The sequence below is a fragment of the Pseudomonas sp. MYb541 genome (genome assembly GCF_037479595.1).
In the GTDB taxonomy this organism is placed as follows: domain Bacteria; phylum Pseudomonadota; class Gammaproteobacteria; order Pseudomonadales; family Pseudomonadaceae; genus Aquipseudomonas; species Aquipseudomonas canadensis.
Window position 1 is genome coordinate 79,848 of sequence record NZ_JBBGYS010000011.1, and the last position, 14,690, is coordinate 94,537.

Consider the following 14,690-nt stretch of genomic DNA (forward strand, 5'->3'; position numbering starts at 1 on the left):
GGTGAGGGGTTCTCTGTTTTTGTTGTGCGGCCACTGTATGCAATGTTTGGACTGGATGTCCATAGAGTTGTATACAATCAATCGAACAAGTTACCCTCCATCGGCGTTACAAAAACAATCCGGCCGTGATGAGCCAGAACGCCAAAGGACCCAGAACAATGAAAAAGGCACTACAGGGCGCAACCGTCGCACTCACCCTGCTCGGCGGCGGGGAGGCCGTCGCGCTGGAATGGATGAATAACAGCGTAGGATTTCGCTACGGCCAGCAGTTCACCAATCCGAACAACCCCGACGAATTCAGCAAGCGCATCTACAGCTTCACCCACGCCAGCGGCTACCAGTACGGCAGCAATTTCCTCAACCTCGATGTGTTCCTGTCCGACAGCCGCGACCCACGCAAGGGCACCGATCATGGTGGGAGCGAGGTGTACGCGGTATATCGCCATCAGCTGTATGCATCGCGGGTATTCGATGTGCCTCTGGGCACCGGCCTGGTCAAGGATTACGCGCTGACCCTGGGGTTTGACGCCAACCGTAATAACAACTTCGCCTCAGCCAAGAAACGCGCACTGGTGATCGGGCCGACGTTGAAGTTCAACACCGTCGGCGTACTTGACCTGAGCCTGATGTACTACAAGGAAAGAAACCACACCGGCATCCCCGGAGCGAAGGAGTCGAACCACACGTTTGACGACACCTACATGCTCAACCTGACGTGGATGCGGCCCTTCGAAATCGCCAACCATGCGGCGAAATTCCAGGGTTTCATCAATTACGTCGGGGAAAAAGGCGAGGACTACCATGGCCGCGATACTGCGCCGGAAGCCCTGATGCGCACCGCGCTGATGGTGGCGGTGCGACCGGGCAAAAGCGTCAAGCCAAACCTCTACCTTGGGGTGGGTTACGAGTATTGGCATAACAAGTTCGGCGTAGATGGCGGCCGGGGTAGCCGCACATCGACGCCGACGGTGAATATGGAAATCACCTTCTGACTGAATAAACCCAATCAACCTGTGGGAGCTGGCTTGCCTGCGATGCGAGCGACTCGGTGCATCAGGTACACCGAGCCGATGCTATCGCAGGCAAGCCAGCTCCCACAGTTTTGACCGCGTTGCCACTTCAGATTCGAGCCAGTTCGGAGCTGTCGGCTTTCGGCCGCGCCAGCCAGTAACCCAACACCGCCAGTGGCGCGGTCGCCAGCATCACGATTACGGTGATCAGCAGCGGTTGCTCGATCATCGACGACACCAGCAGGCTGCTGAGGAAACACAGGCCCAGTTGCAGGGTGTTTTGCAATGCCGCCGCCTTGCCGGAATTTTCCGCAAACGGCATCAGCGCATTCGCCACGACGATGGGGTAACTGGCACCGTTGACCAGCGCCATCAGGCAGAACGGAATCAGCAAGGTGGTGAGGGTCGGCACCGTCAGCGTGGCAACCAGGTACAACGCCACCATGCTGATGCAATACGCCAGCAGCAACCAGGGCAACAAGGTCTTGCCCTGGAAGTGCTGCAACGCGCTACGGCAACTGTAGCCACCGACCAAAAACGCCAATGTCGGCAATAGGTAACTCAGGCCAATGTCATTTGGGCTGTAGCCCATGTCGCCCAGGATAAAGGGCGAAGCCGTCAGCCAGGCGAAGAAACTGGCCGAGCAAGCGGCGAAGATCATAACGTTGCCGGTAAACACGCGAGACGTCAGTAACTGCCCATAACCGAGGCGCGAACGCTCGCTCTTTTCTGACGGATGTTTCGCCACCGTGCGCAAAAACAACGTCGGTAGCAGCAATAGCAATGAGACGCCGAGCAATACACCGAAGATCGCCTGCCAACCAAAGTGATTCAGCACCATCGCGCCCAACAGCGGCGCCAACGCAGGCGACAACGACATCAGCGGCATGATGCTGGCGAACACACGATGAGCCTTATCTGCCGGGTAGCGATCGATCACCAGCGCCTGCCAACTGACGGCGGCGGAACACACGCCGATCGCCTGGATGAAGCGCAGCGCCAGCAATTGTGGCGCGGTCTCGACCCAGAACATCCCCGCACAGCCCAGTACAAACAGGCTCAGGCCGGCGAGCAGGACGGGCTTACGCCCCAGCCGGTCGGACAATGGCCCCCACAACAACTGCCCCACGGCAAATCCGGCGAGGAAAATACTCAAGCTGGCGCCTACCGCACCAGCGCCAATCTGCAACTGCTCGCCCATAGCGCCGAACGCCGGCAGATACATGTCCATGGCCAGGTAACCGAGCATGCTCAGCCCCGCCAAATACCAAGTGAAACCAAAAGAATTTTTCATTGAAGCCTTGTTGATCTTGCCATCAAACTATTTGCTGACTGGCGCCCATTATGAAGCTGACAGTTTCTCTGTGAAGCGATAATAATTGGACACTCTTATCAATAAATTTGAAGGCAGCCGCCATGTGGTCTGAATATTCCCTGGATGTGGTCGATGCCGTGGCGCGCCATGGTAGCTTCAGCGCCGCCGCTCAGGAACTGCATCGCGTGCCGTCGGCCGTCAGTTATACCGTGCGCCAGCTGGAAGAATGGTTGGCGGTGCCATTGTTCGTGCGACGCCACCGGGATGTGGAGCTGACGCCCGCTGGCCGTCTGTTTATCGACGAAGCCCGTGGCGTGATGAAAAAAATGCTCGGCACCCGACGCCTGTGTCAGCAGGTCGCCAATGGCTGGAGCGGCCAGTTGAAAGTAGCCGTGGATTCCATCGTCAAACCCCAGCGCTGCCGGCAGTTGGTGCTGGATTTCTATCGACAGTTTCCCGAAGTCGAGCTGCTGCTGGAGTACGAGGTGTACAACGGCGTGTGGGATGCCCTGGCAGATGAACGCACCGACATTGTGATCGGCGCCACCAGCGCAGTACCGGTGGCCAGTCACTTCACCTTCCGCGATATGGGTTTGCTGAACTGGCTGTGCGTGGTCAGCGCGCGACACCCGTTAGCCAGTGTCGAAGGGTTGTTGAGCGACGATCAACTGCGCCCCTTTGCCTCGCTGTGCATGACCGACACCTCGCGCAACCTGCCCAAGCGCGACACTTGGACATTGGATAACCAGCGACGCCTGGTGGTCCCCAATTGGGCTTCTGCCATCGACTGCCTGCGCGACGGCCTGTGCGTCGGCATGGCGCCAGCGCATCAGGTGTTGCCGTGGATCGAGCGCGGTGAATTGGTGGCACTGCAATTGAGCCGGCCGTTTCCGGCCAGCCCGTCGTGTGTGGCCTGGGCGCAGAACAAGCTGTCCCCGGCCATGGCGTGGTTGTTGGAATACCTGGGCGACACCGAAACGCTGAATCAGGAGTGGCTCAACGGCCCTACGCCAGCAACCGAGTAATAGCCCGCACGATCATCTCGACCTCCTTGGTATCCAGGGTCAGCGGCGGCAGCAGGCGAATGATCTTGCCCCGTGTCACGTTGATCAACAGCCCGTGCTCCTGGGCGGCGCGCTGCGCCAGGTCCCGATACGGGTTGGCCAGCTCGATACCGATCATCAACCCCTGGCCACGAACCGCCAGGACCTGCGGATGCTCACTCAACTCCACGCGTAACCGCGCCAGCAAGCGCTCGCCCTGTTGCACGGCGTTCTGCAGCAAACCTTGTTCTTCGATGATGTCCAGCACAGTGCACCCCACACGACACGCCAGCGGGTTGCCACCGAAGGTACTGCCGTGACTGCCCGGCGTGAACAGTTGGGCCACGGCAGACCGTGCCACACAGGCGCCGATCGGCACGCCATTGCCCAGGCCTTTGGCCAGGGTCATCACGTCCGGGACGATGCCCTCATGCTGGAAGGCGAACCAGGTGCCGGTGCGGCCGATGCCGGTCTGGATCTCGTCCAGCATCATCAGCCAGCCATGGCGGGTGCAGTGATCGCGCAAGGCTAACAGATAGCCCGGCGGCGCCAGCAATACGCCACTTTCTCCCTGGATGGGCTCCAGCAGCACTGCTGCGATACGCGGGCCAAATGCCTTGGTGATCGCTTCCAGCGCCGCCAGATCACCAAAGCGCACCTTGAGAAAATCCCCCGGCAGCCGCTGGAAGCCCAGGCGCACCGAGGGCCCATCGCTCGCGGCCATGGTGCCGAGGGTACGGCCATGAAAGGCGTTCTCCATCACCACCACCAACGGCTCTTCGATGCCCTTCTTCCAGCCATGCAGGCGCGCCAGCTTGAGCGCTGTTTCGTTGGCTTCGGCGCCGGAATTGTTGAAGAAGGCGCGGTCCAGACCCGACAGCTGAGTGAGGCGCTGGGCCAACCGTTGTTGCCAGTCGATGCTGTAGAGGTTGGAGGTGTGCAACAGCAAGCCCGCCTGTTCGCTGATCGCCGCCACCAGCCTGGGGTGCGAGTGTCCGACATTGGTTACCGCCACACCGGCGACCGCATCCAGGTATTCACGCCCCTGCTGGTCCCACAGGCGCGTGCCCAGGCCGCGGGTGAAGCTCAGGGCCATGGATTGGTAAGTGGTCATCAGACAGGCGGCGGTCATGGTGCGGTCTCCAGTGCATCGTAGTGATGGCTGCAGTATCGTTAGCCACCTGAGCTGGATAAACTGCGCATTCCTGCAATGACTTTAAATCAGGACTTGATAATGGATCTGTTCCAGGCAATGTCGGTGTACGTGAAGGTGGTCGAGACCGGCAGCATGACCGCCGCGGCCCATGCCTGCGGGATGTCCACCACAATGGTTGGCAATCACCTGCGCGCCTTGGAGCAACGATTGGGCGTCAGCCTGCTCAAGCGCACCACGCGCAAGCAAAGCCTCACGGAATTTGGCGGGCAGTATTACCAGCGCTGCCTGGAAGTGCTGGGGCTGGTCGCCGACTCCGAGCAGCTTGCCGAGCAAGCCCATAGCGACATCCCCAAAGGCACCCTGCGTATCACTGCGCCCCCAGTGTTCGGCACCGAACGCCTTACACCGGCCTTGAGCGAATTTTCCCGGCGCTACCCGCAGATCAACCTGTATGTGGTGCTAAGCAATGAGCGGATGGACTTGGTCGACAGCGGCTTCGACGTGGCAATCCGTCTTGGCGAACTGGAAACCTCCAGCCTGATCGCCAGGCCCATGCAGGACTACACGCTCACCCTCTGCGCGTCGCCAGCCTACCTGGCGCGACGCGGCACGCCTTCGAGCCCAGAAGAACTGCAGCAGCACGACTGCCTGGCGTTCGCCTACCCGGCGAATGACAATTGGCGCGATACCGAAAAACTGTGGCGCATGACCGGTGATGGAGGCGAGCTGGAGGTTCCGGTGTCCGGCTCATTGACCATCAACAGCTCGCAAGGCCTGCGTCAAGCGGCCGTAAACGGCATGGGCATCATCATGCTGGCCGATGCCTTGGTACAACCGGATCTGGAGAGCGGCAAACTGGTGGCCTTGCTCACCACCTATCGACTGCCCAGCCGCCCCATGCACCTGCTCTACGGCCAAGACCGTTATCGGCTGCCCAAACTGCGCGCCTTCGTGGATTTCGCGATGGAAAAATGGGCGCGCTAGAAGCCCACACCCAACGCTCTCAATTGCGCGGCAGTGCGCTCGGCAGACACATGGTGGATCCCCTGCCAGCCAAGGGCGATGGCCGCTTCGATATTGCCGGCAACATCATCGATAAATACCACTTCAGCGGGCTGGATGTCCGGCAGGTGGGCGCGTACCTGACTGAGACTGGCGTGGTAGATCGCTGCGTCAGGCTTGATCAGTTTCAGCTCGCCGGACACCACGATGTCGCGAAAACATTGGAGGAAGGGGTAGTTGGCTCGCGCGTGAGGGAAGGTCTCAGCGGACCAGTTGGTGAGCCCGAACAACGGCATATCGACTTGGTGCAACGCCTCAAGGATCGCCACGCCTTCCGCCAAAGGGCCACGCAGCATCTCGTGCCAGCGGTCGTAATAAGCCTGGATCAGAGGTTCATGATGTGGGTACTGCTCGATCAGGCGGTGGGTGCCTTCGGCCAGGGAACGACCGGCATCCTGTTCGGTGTTCCAGGCCTGAGTGCAGATGTTATCGAGAAACCACTGCCGCTCGAGATCATCGGCAATCAGCTTGCGGTAAAGGTGCTGCGGGCTCCAGTCGAACAGGACACCGCCGAAATCAAAAACCACTGCACGAATTGTCATACGCACCTCCTTTAAAATTGCTCGATAGTTTCCATAACGATAACGCTTAGGTGCGAGTAAACACGCGTAGGACCGCTCTGATAATTTCACGGTTCGCGCACAACAGACACCACGCCTGTGCCACCTTTACGGACCTGAACGTTCTTTCTCCCCTTCAGTTTCATACAACCCGTCACACTTTTCCCGCCCTACAGAAGAAAGGCTGCTTTAGTGTTTCCCGTGCAGTCCAAGGAATGCCTAGGTATGGAAGGGATGATCCAACGTGCTTATGAAACACGATTTGGAGAACGTCAATGCAAGGCATCATCAACCCTGCTATTTCACCATCAGCGTTCAGCTTGAACACACTACTGAGCACTCATTCCAGCCAGTCAACTAACGCCAATCAAAACACGATAGACCCGATAAGCGTCGCCTTTGAACGCATCAGGGAGAAGACGGGCATGGTGCCCAGCCACCTTGTTCCCCTGCAAAACATCGCAGCGGCGACCAACACTATTATTGGCGTGCGCCCGGTAGAAACCGTCGCAACCGGGTTGATAGAAGCCGGCCACCCCACCAAGGATTTTCATATCAAGGGGAAAAGTGCCAACTGGGGGCCACAGGCTGGCCTGATCTGTACAGACCAGGCATTTAGCAAGCTTGAAAAGTTCAAGGAAGATGCCCCCGGAAAACTCACCCGCGCCAATGAGCAAATTCAAGAATGCATCCGCGATGGGCACGCTGTTGCAGTCCCCTTGGAAATTTCGGGCAACCGTCTCGGCGAATTGATGAAACTCGGGCAGATTACTCAGTTGGCAACAAACGCGTACGACGGCACACGACACTTCGGTGCTCGAGGGCCAAGCCAGCAGCTGTATGCATTCGAAGGCAAACGCACATCGGCTTCAGAAGACAGCTACCTCATTTTCCATCAAGGAAAATCCATTGAGGTTCTGGCGAAACATGAAGGAGGCAAGGCATTGACCGCCGATTATGACCTGCACATGGTCGCGCCCCACCTCAGCGATTTTGGCCCCCAGGACAGAATTCCAATACCCGATGTAGCGCACAGTGTTTTCAAGCAAAGAATAGATCGCTACAGGCAGCATCAACCAGACCCTGGATCTTCGCAGGTGCCTGAAACGTTACGCGCAGACTACGAAAGCGCCGCACATTTCTATCAAAAAGAAGACCCCGACCTGGGCAACGTCACGCCACGGATAAAGCAAATGATTGAGCTGATCAATCAGCGACTGGTCGGCAACGGAGAGCGGGTTGTGCACCACAATGCAGACTCCGGCAGCCCGGCAACTGAAGTCGCCGCCAACTACCCGGCAACATTCTTCTTACCGACCAAACTTGGGCGATTCGACGAAATCAGCATCATCAACAACAGCAAGGAAATGGCGGAACTGATAACAACAGCCAAAGACAGCGGCTATCACGTTCCTGTGAATCCGCTTTGGGAGAGAGAAGTGGTGGGTATCAAGCGCTCTGGTTTCACCCATGCGCAGGGGCGGCTGGCGTCAGTCTTTCGCCAAGGTTGAAGACCTAGGGCGCAAACAAAACAGCAGCCTCATAATCGAGGCTGCTGCCCACCTCAGCCGTTATGCCGAGATGAGACCGTTGATCTTCACGGTCGGATTCACGTCAGCCTCGTAGTCCACGCCATCGATCTCAAAACCGAACAAACGCAGGAATTCCGCCTTGTAGCCGGCAAAATCGCTGATCTCGTTGACGTTGTCGTCGGTGACCTGGTTCCACAATGCTGCCACGGCGTCTTGGACCTTTGGCTCCAGCTCGGCCAGGTCGGCACGCAGGCGGCCGTCGGCGTCGAGTTTCGGCTGGCTGCCGTACAGGCTGTCCTTGAAGAGACCGTAGACCTGCTCGATGCAACCTTCGTGGGTGCCCTGCTCTTTCATCACTTTGAACAGCAGCGACAGGTACAGCGGCATGATCGGGATGGCCGAGCTGGCCTGGGTGACCACAGCCTTGAGCACCGACACACGGGCGTCGCCCTTGAGTGCCGCGAGGTTGTCGCGCAGGGTCAGGACTTTCTTGTCCAGATCCTTCTTGGCTTCGCCGATGGAGCCGTTCCAGTAGATATCCTGGGTCAGCTTCTCGCCAAGGTAGGTGAACGCCGTGGTCTTGGCGCCTTCGGCCAGCACGTCGGCGTCACGCAGGGCGTCGATCCACAGCTGCCAGTCTTCGCCGCCCATCACTTTGACGGTGCCGTCGATTTCTTCCTGGGTCGCAGGCTCCAGCGTGGTGTCGACCACAACACCCTTGTCGGTATTGATACCGCGCAGGGTCACGGCCTTGCCGATCGGCTTGAGGGTGGAGTTGTGCACCACGCCTTGTGGGTCGGTACGGCGTGGCGCGGCCAGGCTGTAGACGACCAGGTCGATCTTGCCCAGGTCTTTCTTGATGGTTTCGATGGTCAGGCGCTTGATCTCATCGGAGAACGCGTCGCCGTTGATGCTCTTGGCGTACAGGCCTTTCTCGACGGCAAACTTCTCGAACGCGGCGCTGTTGTACCAGCCGGCGGAGCTCAGCTTGCCTTCTTCGCCTTCTTTCTCAAAAAACACGCCCAGGGTGTCGGCGCCGCAGCCAAAGGCAGCACTGATGCGCGCGGCCAGGCCGTAGCCGGTGGAAGCACCGAGGACCAGCACCTTTTTCGGGCCGCCTTCGATGACGCCGTGTTGAGTCACGTAGTCGATCTGCTCTTTGACGTTCGCTTCACAGCCAACAGGGTGAGCGGTCACACAGATGAAGCCACGAACCCGCGGTTTGATGATCATAAAATTTCTGCCTCTTCCAAGGTGCCGAAGGCCAATGGTGGCCATTCAACTTCAATCGTACCGGTCTATGACGTCCAAAAAACCGAAGCGTCACGATAGTCGCAAATCTTCTGTTTACAAAATCCAATCCACTCAGCGCTACAAGGGTTAAAAACTGTGTAAAGCCTTCACAATTTCGCAATATTTAAAACGCCTATCCAGCGCCGAACGCCTTATCATGACGTAGTTGTTTCAACATGTTTCAAAACCCCTACCACTCGCAGCCAGGGATCCGGACCTGTCGAATGGCGTCCTGCTGGAGCTGAGTTACATGAATAAGCCTGCTTTGCGTAAAAAAGCGGTATCGGTCGCCTGGGTATTCGGCGTGCTGCTGGTTATGGATATTTTCCCCGAAACCACCTTGGTATTTCTCGGACTGGTCGTGATCTGCGGCATTTACGACTTCCTGCGTAATGGTCTGTATGACGCGCCCACCGCCAAGAAGTACTTTATTGGCAGTGGCCGCAACACCTGGCTGCTGGCACCGTTCAACACCCTGTTCGACCTGTTGAGTTCGCGTAACCGACACGTTTACAGGATGAACGACCTGCCGCCTGCCTGGCGTGCAGACCTGCAACAGGTGCTCGATGACGCCATGGCCCACAAGGACGAAATTATCGGTTACCTGGACGCACGCATGGCCGAGAAGAAGCGCGGCATGTTGTTTTTCCAGTGGTATGGCCAACCCATCGAGACCACGCTCGACATCCCGCAGCTGCGCAAAAAACTACCGTTCGTGAAGACCATCGGTGTGTCGGTATTCAATGAAAACCGCTCCACCTCCTTTCACTTCGGCCCCCTGCGCATGATGTTCCGCGTGCTCTACAACATGGCTCCGGCGCCCCATCATGAGGGCGTCTACATCCAGGTGGGCAAGCACAAGCACTACTGGCATGACGACCCGCTGTTTATTTTCGATGACACGCTGATGCACGCGTCTTTCAACAAAAATGATGCCAAGCGTTACTGCCTGTTTATCGATATCGTGCGGCCGACCCCGGTGCCCCTGGTTCTCAACGCCGTGATCGCTGGGTTTGCCAGTCTGGCCTTTACCCTGCGTCGGGTTTTCTACAAAAACTGGAAGCTGATTCAGTGAGTTCTGCGGCATGATGGTGCTGGACGGTGTTTGCGCTCGGCCCTGCGCCTGAGGTAAATATCCGTCTCGTGCGACCGAATTCGGCGCCCATCATTCTCAAGCCATCGCAGCCCATCGCGGGTGCGGTGGCTGCGCTTTCAAGGAATCAGAATGCCCCAACGTCAAGTCATCAATGCCTCCGTCAGCCCCAAGGGCAGCCTCGAAACCCTGTCCCAGCGTGAAGTACAGCAACTGAGCGAAGCCGGTACCGGCAGCATCTACACCCTGTTCCGCCAGTGCGCCCTGGCGATCCTCAACACCGGCGCGCATATCGACAACGCCAAGACCATCCTCGACGCCTACAAAGACTTTGAAGTGCGCATCCATCAGCAAGACCGCGGTGTGCGCCTGGAACTGCTGAACGCACCCGCCGATGCCTTCGTCGATGGCGAGATGATCGCCAGCACCCGTGAAATGCTGTTCAGCGCCCTGCGCGACATCGTCTACACCGAAAACGAGTTGGACAGCCAGCGCATCGACCTGAGCAACTCCCAGGGCATCACCGACTACGTGTTCCACCTGCTGCGCAACGCCCGTACGCTGCGCCCGGGTGTCGAGCCGAAGATCGTGGTGTGCTGGGGCGGGCACTCGATCAATACCGAAGAATACAAATACACCAAGAAGGTCGGCCATGAACTGGGGCTGCGCAGCCTCGACGTGTGCACGGGCTGCGGCCCTGGCGTAATGAAAGGGCCTATGAAAGGCGCGACCATTTCCCACGCCAAGCAACGCATTACCGGCGGGCGCTACTTGGGCCTGACCGAGCCGGGCATCATCGCTGCCGAAGCGCCGAACCCGATCGTCAATGAGCTGGTGATCCTGCCGGACATCGAAAAACGCCTGGAAGCCTTCGTGCGTGTAGGCCATGGCATCATCATTTTCCCAGGCGGCGCCGGCACGGCCGAAGAGTTCCTGTACCTGCTGGGCATCCTGATGCACCCGGACAACCGCGACCTGCCGTTCCCAGTCATCCTCACCGGGCCGAAACACGCAGCGCCGTACCTGCAGCAGTTGCACGCATTCGTCGGCGCCACCCTAGGCGAAGCGGCGCAGGCGCACTACCAGATCATCATCGACGACCCCGCCGAAGTGGCGCGCCAGATGACCGCCGGCCTCAAGGCGGTGAAGCAGTTCCGTCGCGAGCGCAACGACGCCTTCCACTTCAACTGGCTGCTGAAGATCGACGAAGGCTTCCAGCGCCCGTTCGACCCGACTCACGAGAACATGGCCAGCCTGCAACTGAGCCACGCACTGCCGCCCCACGAACTCGCCGCCAACTTGCGCCGTGCGTTCTCCGGGATCGTGGCGGGTAACGTGAAGGACAAAGGCATCCGCCTGATCGAGCAGAACGGCCCGTACGAAATCCACGGCGATCCGGCCATCATGAAGCCGCTGGACGAGCTGCTACAGGCGTTTGTCGCCCAGCACCGCATGAAATTGCCAGGCGGAGCGGCGTATGTGCCGTGCTATCGCGTGGTGCAATAAGTCAGCGCTGCACCGCCACACATTTGATTTCCACCAGCAGGCCGGGGTGCGCCAGTTCGGATACCCCAATGGTGGTCCAGGCGCAATGCCCGCGTGGGAACAGGCGGTTTTTCACGTCACGGAAAACCGCCATGTGCTGGCTCATGTTGACGTGGTAGGTGGTCATGTCCACCACGTCGTCGAAGGTGCAGCCACCCTCCTCTAGGACCTGCCTCAGGTTCTCCCAGGCCGCGATGAATTGCGCCTCTGGGTCTTCGATCACCGCCAATTCCGCCGTACGCCCGACCTGCCCTGCGCAGTACAACGTCTTGCCGACCTTGACGGCGGGAACGTAGCCGGCGCGTTCAACGATGGGCTGCATGGCGGGGGGGATGATGAGGTGGCGGTCGGTCATATGCTGTATCTCTTTGCGGGCGTTTTCGGACGTGCCCGAGGCATAACTCGGGCTATCTTTTTACCTGTTCCGATCAACTCACACCAGAAGAGCAACCTATGGACCAACGGATCTTGTCCTCCATAATTCCTTACCCTAAGGTAAGGAGCATCACGATGGAGATCTTCACTATGGCCACCGCCACGCTTACTTCAAAAGGGCAAATCACCATTCCCGTCCAGGTCAGAACCGCCCTGGGCCTGGAGACAGGCGATCGCGTTGAATTTGTCGAAATGGAAGACGGTAAATTTTCCATGATTGTCGCCAGCAAAACCGTACACGACCTCAAGGGCCTGATCCGAAAACCTGCCAAGGCCGTCTCGCTGGATGAGATGAACCGTGCCATCGCGGCACAAGGGGCGAAAGCGGGATGATTGGGCTGGATACCAATGTGCTGGTGCGCTATGTCACCCAGGATGATCCCGTCCAATCGCCCAAGGCATCTGAGTTGATTGAGTCGCTCACCGCCTTTGCACCGGGCTTTGTCAGCCTGGTTTCCGTGGTGGAGTTGGTATGGGTTCTGCAAAGTTGTTATCAGTCTGCCAAGCGTGATGTGGTGACCGTTCTCGAAACGCTGCTACGCACCCGAGAACTGACCATCGAGCACGCTGAGATCATCTGGCAGGCACTGCGACGATTCACCGCCAGCAAGGCCGATTTCGCGGACTGCTTGATAGAACGCTGTGGCCATGCTGCAGGCTGCCAATACACGGCCACTTTTGATCTGAACGCTGCCAAGACGGTAGGCATGCAACGTCTGGTCTGAGGCTTGCCGTTGCGACGTCCTTCAGGCTTTGGTAAAAATCGCGCTCAACCTTCATCAAGAGAACGATCAACGTGCGCATGCTCCTTCTCGCGACCTTGGCGATGGCCTCCGGCATGGCCATCGCCGACACAGTCACCTGGCCCGACCTGCCAAAAACCTGCTTCGTCAGTGGTCGTTCCGCCACCAGCATGGACGTCGACGCGGGCTGCGCGGCGTTCCTGATCAACGTGAAAGGCCAGGCCGCGGGCACGCCGATCAAGCTGGATATTCCGCAATACGCGCTGCACATCGACGAAGCCACCGGCAAGGAAACCCCGGTTATCCTCATCCAGGCGGAGGAGAACGGCGAGGTCAAGGCCGTGGGCTACCGGGAACTGGGCACCGACCAACTCGGTGCCGCATTGTTGCGAGAGGTTCGGCTGCTGGGTACCCACAAGCCGATCTAACGCTACTTGCCAATGAAACCTGGGCTCAGCGAACCCAGCCACCACCTTGCCAGTGATACCCGTCATTACGCTGCACCCAATGCGGATGCACGTAGCGATAGCCTTCGCGTACCGGCTCCCAGTGACCATGTACAGCCACATATCGCCCGCCGTCCCAGCGCCAATAACCACGCGACCATATATAGCCGTAGCGTACGGGTGGCTCGACTTCGATCACTTGCACCGGCGGCGGTTGCGGCGCGATGACTTCCACATACTCATGTTGCACCGGCCTGCGCTCATGCACGATGCGCTCTTGAACACACCCGGATGCCGCGACGACCATGGCCGCCAATGCCCCATAACGTAGCCACATAGAAAAACCCTCGGACGCTGACGCCCAGTACCTGCACCGCTAGAAAATGCCCCCTTGTTGCAGCCTCGCTCCTGCTTGGCTCTGGAGTATTTTTAACAGGTGGCGTCTGTCAGGTTGCTGAACCTGAGGGCGTTGCGCTCATGAGGTAGACGAAAGGCTCGTCGGGTACTTGAATGCTCAAACCGGACCGAAACGCGCCAGCACTGCCTCGACAAATCGCCGCAACTTGGCGGTGCGCTGCCGATTTGCGGTGTAGACCAGATGCATTGGCCGGCTCGGTGCATCAAAGTCCGGCAGCACCTGCACCAACTCACCGCGGGCCATTGCCGTACGCAAAAAATCCTGGGGGCCGAGAACCATGCCAAAACCGTCCAGCGCCGCCGACATCAATGCCCGGCTTTCGTTGATCTGCAGACGACTGGTCACCTGTACGCTGTACAGCGTCGAGCCTTGATGAAATATCCACTCGCGGTCCGCCGGGCGTGACCAGAAGGCATAGCCCAGGCATTCGTGACGTTCCAGGTCTGCCGGCACCTGCGGCGTACCCCGCGCAGCCAGGTACGCAGGCGAAGCACAGACCACCAGGCGATAAGGCGCCAGTGGCCGGGCTGTCAGGCCGGTGGTCGCCAATGGACCGATCCGGAAGGCTGCTTCATAGCCCTCTTCCACCAGGTCGACGAAGCGATCCGTCAGGTGCAGGTCGATTTCCACGTCCGGGTTATCGCGCAGGAATGCAGTAATCAGTGGCATCAGGCTGTAGGAACCGAAGGTCACAGGCGCGGTGATCTTCAGCTTGCCACGCGGTGTGTCATTCATGATTTGCGCCAGCGAGTCCGCAGCTTCGGCCTCCGTAAGGATATGTTTGCAACGTTCGTAGTACGCGCTCCCCAACTCCGTGAGGCTCTGCCTGCGCGTGGTGCGATTGAGTAACCGCGCACCGAGGCGCTGCTCCAGCGCGGCAACGTGTTTGGCCACCATTTGCGCCGACATGTGCAAACGCTCGGCGGCGCGAGCGTAGGAGCCCAACTCGGCGGCGATCACAAAGGCATTCATGCTCGATAGACGGTCCATCATTCCCTACTCCCAGTAACAACACCCACGCCATAGTGCTTATTTATCG

General features: G+C 58.8%; 16 protein-coding genes. 9 read left to right on the plus strand and 7 right to left on the minus strand.

Annotated features, from left to right (window positions below; translation table 11 throughout):
* Window positions 1–158 precede the first annotated feature (158 nt).
* Window positions 159–992, plus strand: coding sequence for a nucleoside-binding protein (locus WH299_RS09215; protein ID WP_122686628.1), 834 nt, complete (start codon window positions 159–161; stop codon window positions 990–992).
* 127 nt (window positions 993–1,119) lie between these two features.
* Here the strand turns inward: WH299_RS09215 and punC are convergent, their stop codons facing one another.
* Complete coding sequence (gene punC / locus WH299_RS09220; RefSeq protein WP_122725049.1) at window positions 1,120–2,304, minus strand: purine nucleoside transporter PunC; 1,185 nt, start codon at window positions 2,302–2,304, stop codon at window positions 1,120–1,122.
* Window positions 2,305–2,426: 122 nt separating this feature from the next.
* On the opposite strand from punC, the gene punR reads away from it, so the two are divergent.
* Window positions 2,427–3,350, plus strand: a complete 924-nt coding sequence (punR, locus tag WH299_RS09225) for a DNA-binding transcriptional activator PunR (protein WP_122725047.1) — start codon at window positions 2,427–2,429, stop codon at window positions 3,348–3,350.
* Here the strand turns inward: punR and WH299_RS09230 are convergent.
* Complete coding sequence (locus tag WH299_RS09230) at window positions 3,331–4,500, minus strand: aspartate aminotransferase family protein (protein ID WP_339550103.1); 1,170 nt, start codon at window positions 4,498–4,500, stop codon at window positions 3,331–3,333. The two genes, punR and WH299_RS09230, sit on opposite strands and share 20 nt — an antisense overlap.
* Window positions 4,501–4,602: 102 nt before the next feature.
* Here WH299_RS09230 and WH299_RS09235 point away from each other — a divergent pair, with 102 nt between their 5' ends.
* Window positions 4,603–5,508, plus strand: a complete 906-nt coding sequence (locus tag WH299_RS09235) for a LysR family transcriptional regulator (protein WP_122725043.1) — start codon at window positions 4,603–4,605, stop codon at window positions 5,506–5,508.
* Here WH299_RS09235 and WH299_RS09240 read toward each other — a convergent pair.
* Window positions 5,505–6,128, minus strand: coding sequence for an HAD family hydrolase (locus WH299_RS09240; RefSeq protein WP_339550104.1), 624 nt, complete (start codon window positions 6,126–6,128; stop codon window positions 5,505–5,507). The two genes, WH299_RS09235 and WH299_RS09240, sit on opposite strands and share 4 nt — an antisense overlap.
* 293 nt (window positions 6,129–6,421) lie before the next feature.
* Between WH299_RS09240 and WH299_RS09245 the strand changes: the two genes are divergently transcribed.
* Complete coding sequence (locus WH299_RS09245; RefSeq protein WP_339550105.1) at window positions 6,422–7,657, plus strand: anthrax toxin-like adenylyl cyclase domain-containing protein; 1,236 nt, start codon at window positions 6,422–6,424, stop codon at window positions 7,655–7,657.
* A 60-nt stretch (window positions 7,658–7,717) separates the two neighbouring features.
* Here WH299_RS09245 and fabV read toward each other — a convergent pair whose 3' ends face one another.
* Window positions 7,718–8,911 carry an enoyl-ACP reductase FabV gene (gene fabV / locus WH299_RS09250; RefSeq protein ID WP_033902545.1) on the minus strand — a complete coding sequence of 398 codons (1,194 nt, stop codon included), beginning with the start codon at window positions 8,909–8,911 and terminating at the stop codon, window positions 7,718–7,720.
* Window positions 8,912–9,221: 310 nt separating this feature from the next.
* Between fabV and WH299_RS09255 the strand changes: the two genes are divergently transcribed.
* Complete coding sequence (locus WH299_RS09255) at window positions 9,222–10,046, plus strand: aspartyl/asparaginyl beta-hydroxylase domain-containing protein (protein WP_339550107.1); 825 nt, start codon at window positions 9,222–9,224, stop codon at window positions 10,044–10,046.
* A 150-nt stretch (window positions 10,047–10,196) separates the two neighbouring features.
* Window positions 10,197–11,570 carry a nucleotide 5'-monophosphate nucleosidase PpnN gene (ppnN, locus tag WH299_RS09260; protein ID WP_025856956.1) on the plus strand — a complete coding sequence of 458 codons (1,374 nt, stop codon included), beginning with the start codon at window positions 10,197–10,199 and terminating at the stop codon, window positions 11,568–11,570.
* 1 nt (window position 11,571) lies between these two features.
* Here the strand turns inward: ppnN and WH299_RS09265 are convergent, their stop codons facing one another.
* The gene (locus tag WH299_RS09265) at window positions 11,572–11,964 is read right to left on the minus strand and encodes a RidA family protein (RefSeq protein WP_122725033.1); all 393 of its coding nucleotides are present in this window, start codon (window positions 11,962–11,964) and stop codon (window positions 11,572–11,574) included.
* Between the two features lie 155 nt (window positions 11,965–12,119).
* Here WH299_RS09265 and WH299_RS09270 point away from each other — a divergent pair, with 155 nt between their 5' ends.
* The 3 genes from WH299_RS09270 (at window position 12,120) to WH299_RS09280 (ending at window position 13,215) form a co-directional block, all read left to right on the plus strand.
* The gene (locus tag WH299_RS09270; protein ID WP_122725031.1) at window positions 12,120–12,377 is read left to right on the plus strand and encodes an AbrB/MazE/SpoVT family DNA-binding domain-containing protein; all 258 of its coding nucleotides are present in this window, start codon (window positions 12,120–12,122) and stop codon (window positions 12,375–12,377) included.
* On the plus strand, window positions 12,374–12,769 hold the full coding sequence (locus WH299_RS09275; RefSeq protein WP_122725029.1) for a PIN domain-containing protein: 396 nt from the start codon (window positions 12,374–12,376) through the stop codon (window positions 12,767–12,769). The genes WH299_RS09270 and WH299_RS09275 overlap by 4 nt, the downstream gene beginning before the upstream one ends.
* A gap of 77 nt (window positions 12,770–12,846) precedes the next feature.
* Window positions 12,847–13,215, plus strand: a complete 369-nt coding sequence (locus tag WH299_RS09280) for a hypothetical protein (RefSeq protein WP_240037317.1) — start codon at window positions 12,847–12,849, stop codon at window positions 13,213–13,215.
* Window positions 13,216–13,240: 25 nt separating this feature from the next.
* Here the strand turns inward: WH299_RS09280 and WH299_RS09285 are convergent, their stop codons facing one another.
* On the minus strand, window positions 13,241–13,570 hold the full coding sequence (locus WH299_RS09285) for a YXWGXW repeat-containing protein (RefSeq protein ID WP_122686614.1): 330 nt from the start codon (window positions 13,568–13,570) through the stop codon (window positions 13,241–13,243).
* 177 nt (window positions 13,571–13,747) lie between these two features.
* Complete coding sequence (locus tag WH299_RS09290) at window positions 13,748–14,644, minus strand: LysR family transcriptional regulator (RefSeq protein WP_339550109.1); 897 nt, start codon at window positions 14,642–14,644, stop codon at window positions 13,748–13,750.
* Window positions 14,645–14,690: the final 46 nt, after the last annotated feature.

Coding starts and splice junctions, on each gene's coding strand:
- WH299_RS09215 (WP_122686628.1), top strand. CDS start 159: ATGAAAAAGGCACTACAGGGCGCAACCGTCGCACTCACCCTGCTCGGC.
- punC (WP_122725049.1), bottom strand. CDS start 2,304: ATGAAAAATTCTTTTGGTTTCACTTGGTATTTGGCGGGGCTGAGCATG.
- punR (WP_122725047.1), top strand. CDS start 2,427: ATGTGGTCTGAATATTCCCTGGATGTGGTCGATGCCGTGGCGCGCCAT.
- WH299_RS09230 (WP_339550103.1), bottom strand. CDS start 4,500: ATGACCGCCGCCTGTCTGATGACCACTTACCAATCCATGGCCCTGAGC.
- WH299_RS09235 (WP_122725043.1), top strand. CDS start 4,603: ATGGATCTGTTCCAGGCAATGTCGGTGTACGTGAAGGTGGTCGAGACC.
- WH299_RS09240 (WP_339550104.1), bottom strand. CDS start 6,128: ATGACAATTCGTGCAGTGGTTTTTGATTTCGGCGGTGTCCTGTTCGAC.
- WH299_RS09245 (WP_339550105.1), top strand. CDS start 6,422: ATGCAAGGCATCATCAACCCTGCTATTTCACCATCAGCGTTCAGCTTG.
- fabV (WP_033902545.1), bottom strand. CDS start 8,911: ATGATCATCAAACCGCGGGTTCGTGGCTTCATCTGTGTGACCGCTCAC.
- WH299_RS09255 (WP_339550107.1), top strand. CDS start 9,222: ATGAATAAGCCTGCTTTGCGTAAAAAAGCGGTATCGGTCGCCTGGGTA.
- ppnN (WP_025856956.1), top strand. CDS start 10,197: ATGCCCCAACGTCAAGTCATCAATGCCTCCGTCAGCCCCAAGGGCAGC.
- WH299_RS09265 (WP_122725033.1), bottom strand. CDS start 11,964: ATGACCGACCGCCACCTCATCATCCCCCCCGCCATGCAGCCCATCGTT.
- WH299_RS09270 (WP_122725031.1), top strand. CDS start 12,120: ATGGAGATCTTCACTATGGCCACCGCCACGCTTACTTCAAAAGGGCAA.
- WH299_RS09275 (WP_122725029.1), top strand. CDS start 12,374: ATGATTGGGCTGGATACCAATGTGCTGGTGCGCTATGTCACCCAGGAT.
- WH299_RS09280 (WP_240037317.1), top strand. CDS start 12,847: ATGCTCCTTCTCGCGACCTTGGCGATGGCCTCCGGCATGGCCATCGCC.
- WH299_RS09285 (WP_122686614.1), bottom strand. CDS start 13,570: ATGTGGCTACGTTATGGGGCATTGGCGGCCATGGTCGTCGCGGCATCC.
- WH299_RS09290 (WP_339550109.1), bottom strand. CDS start 14,644: ATGATGGACCGTCTATCGAGCATGAATGCCTTTGTGATCGCCGCCGAG.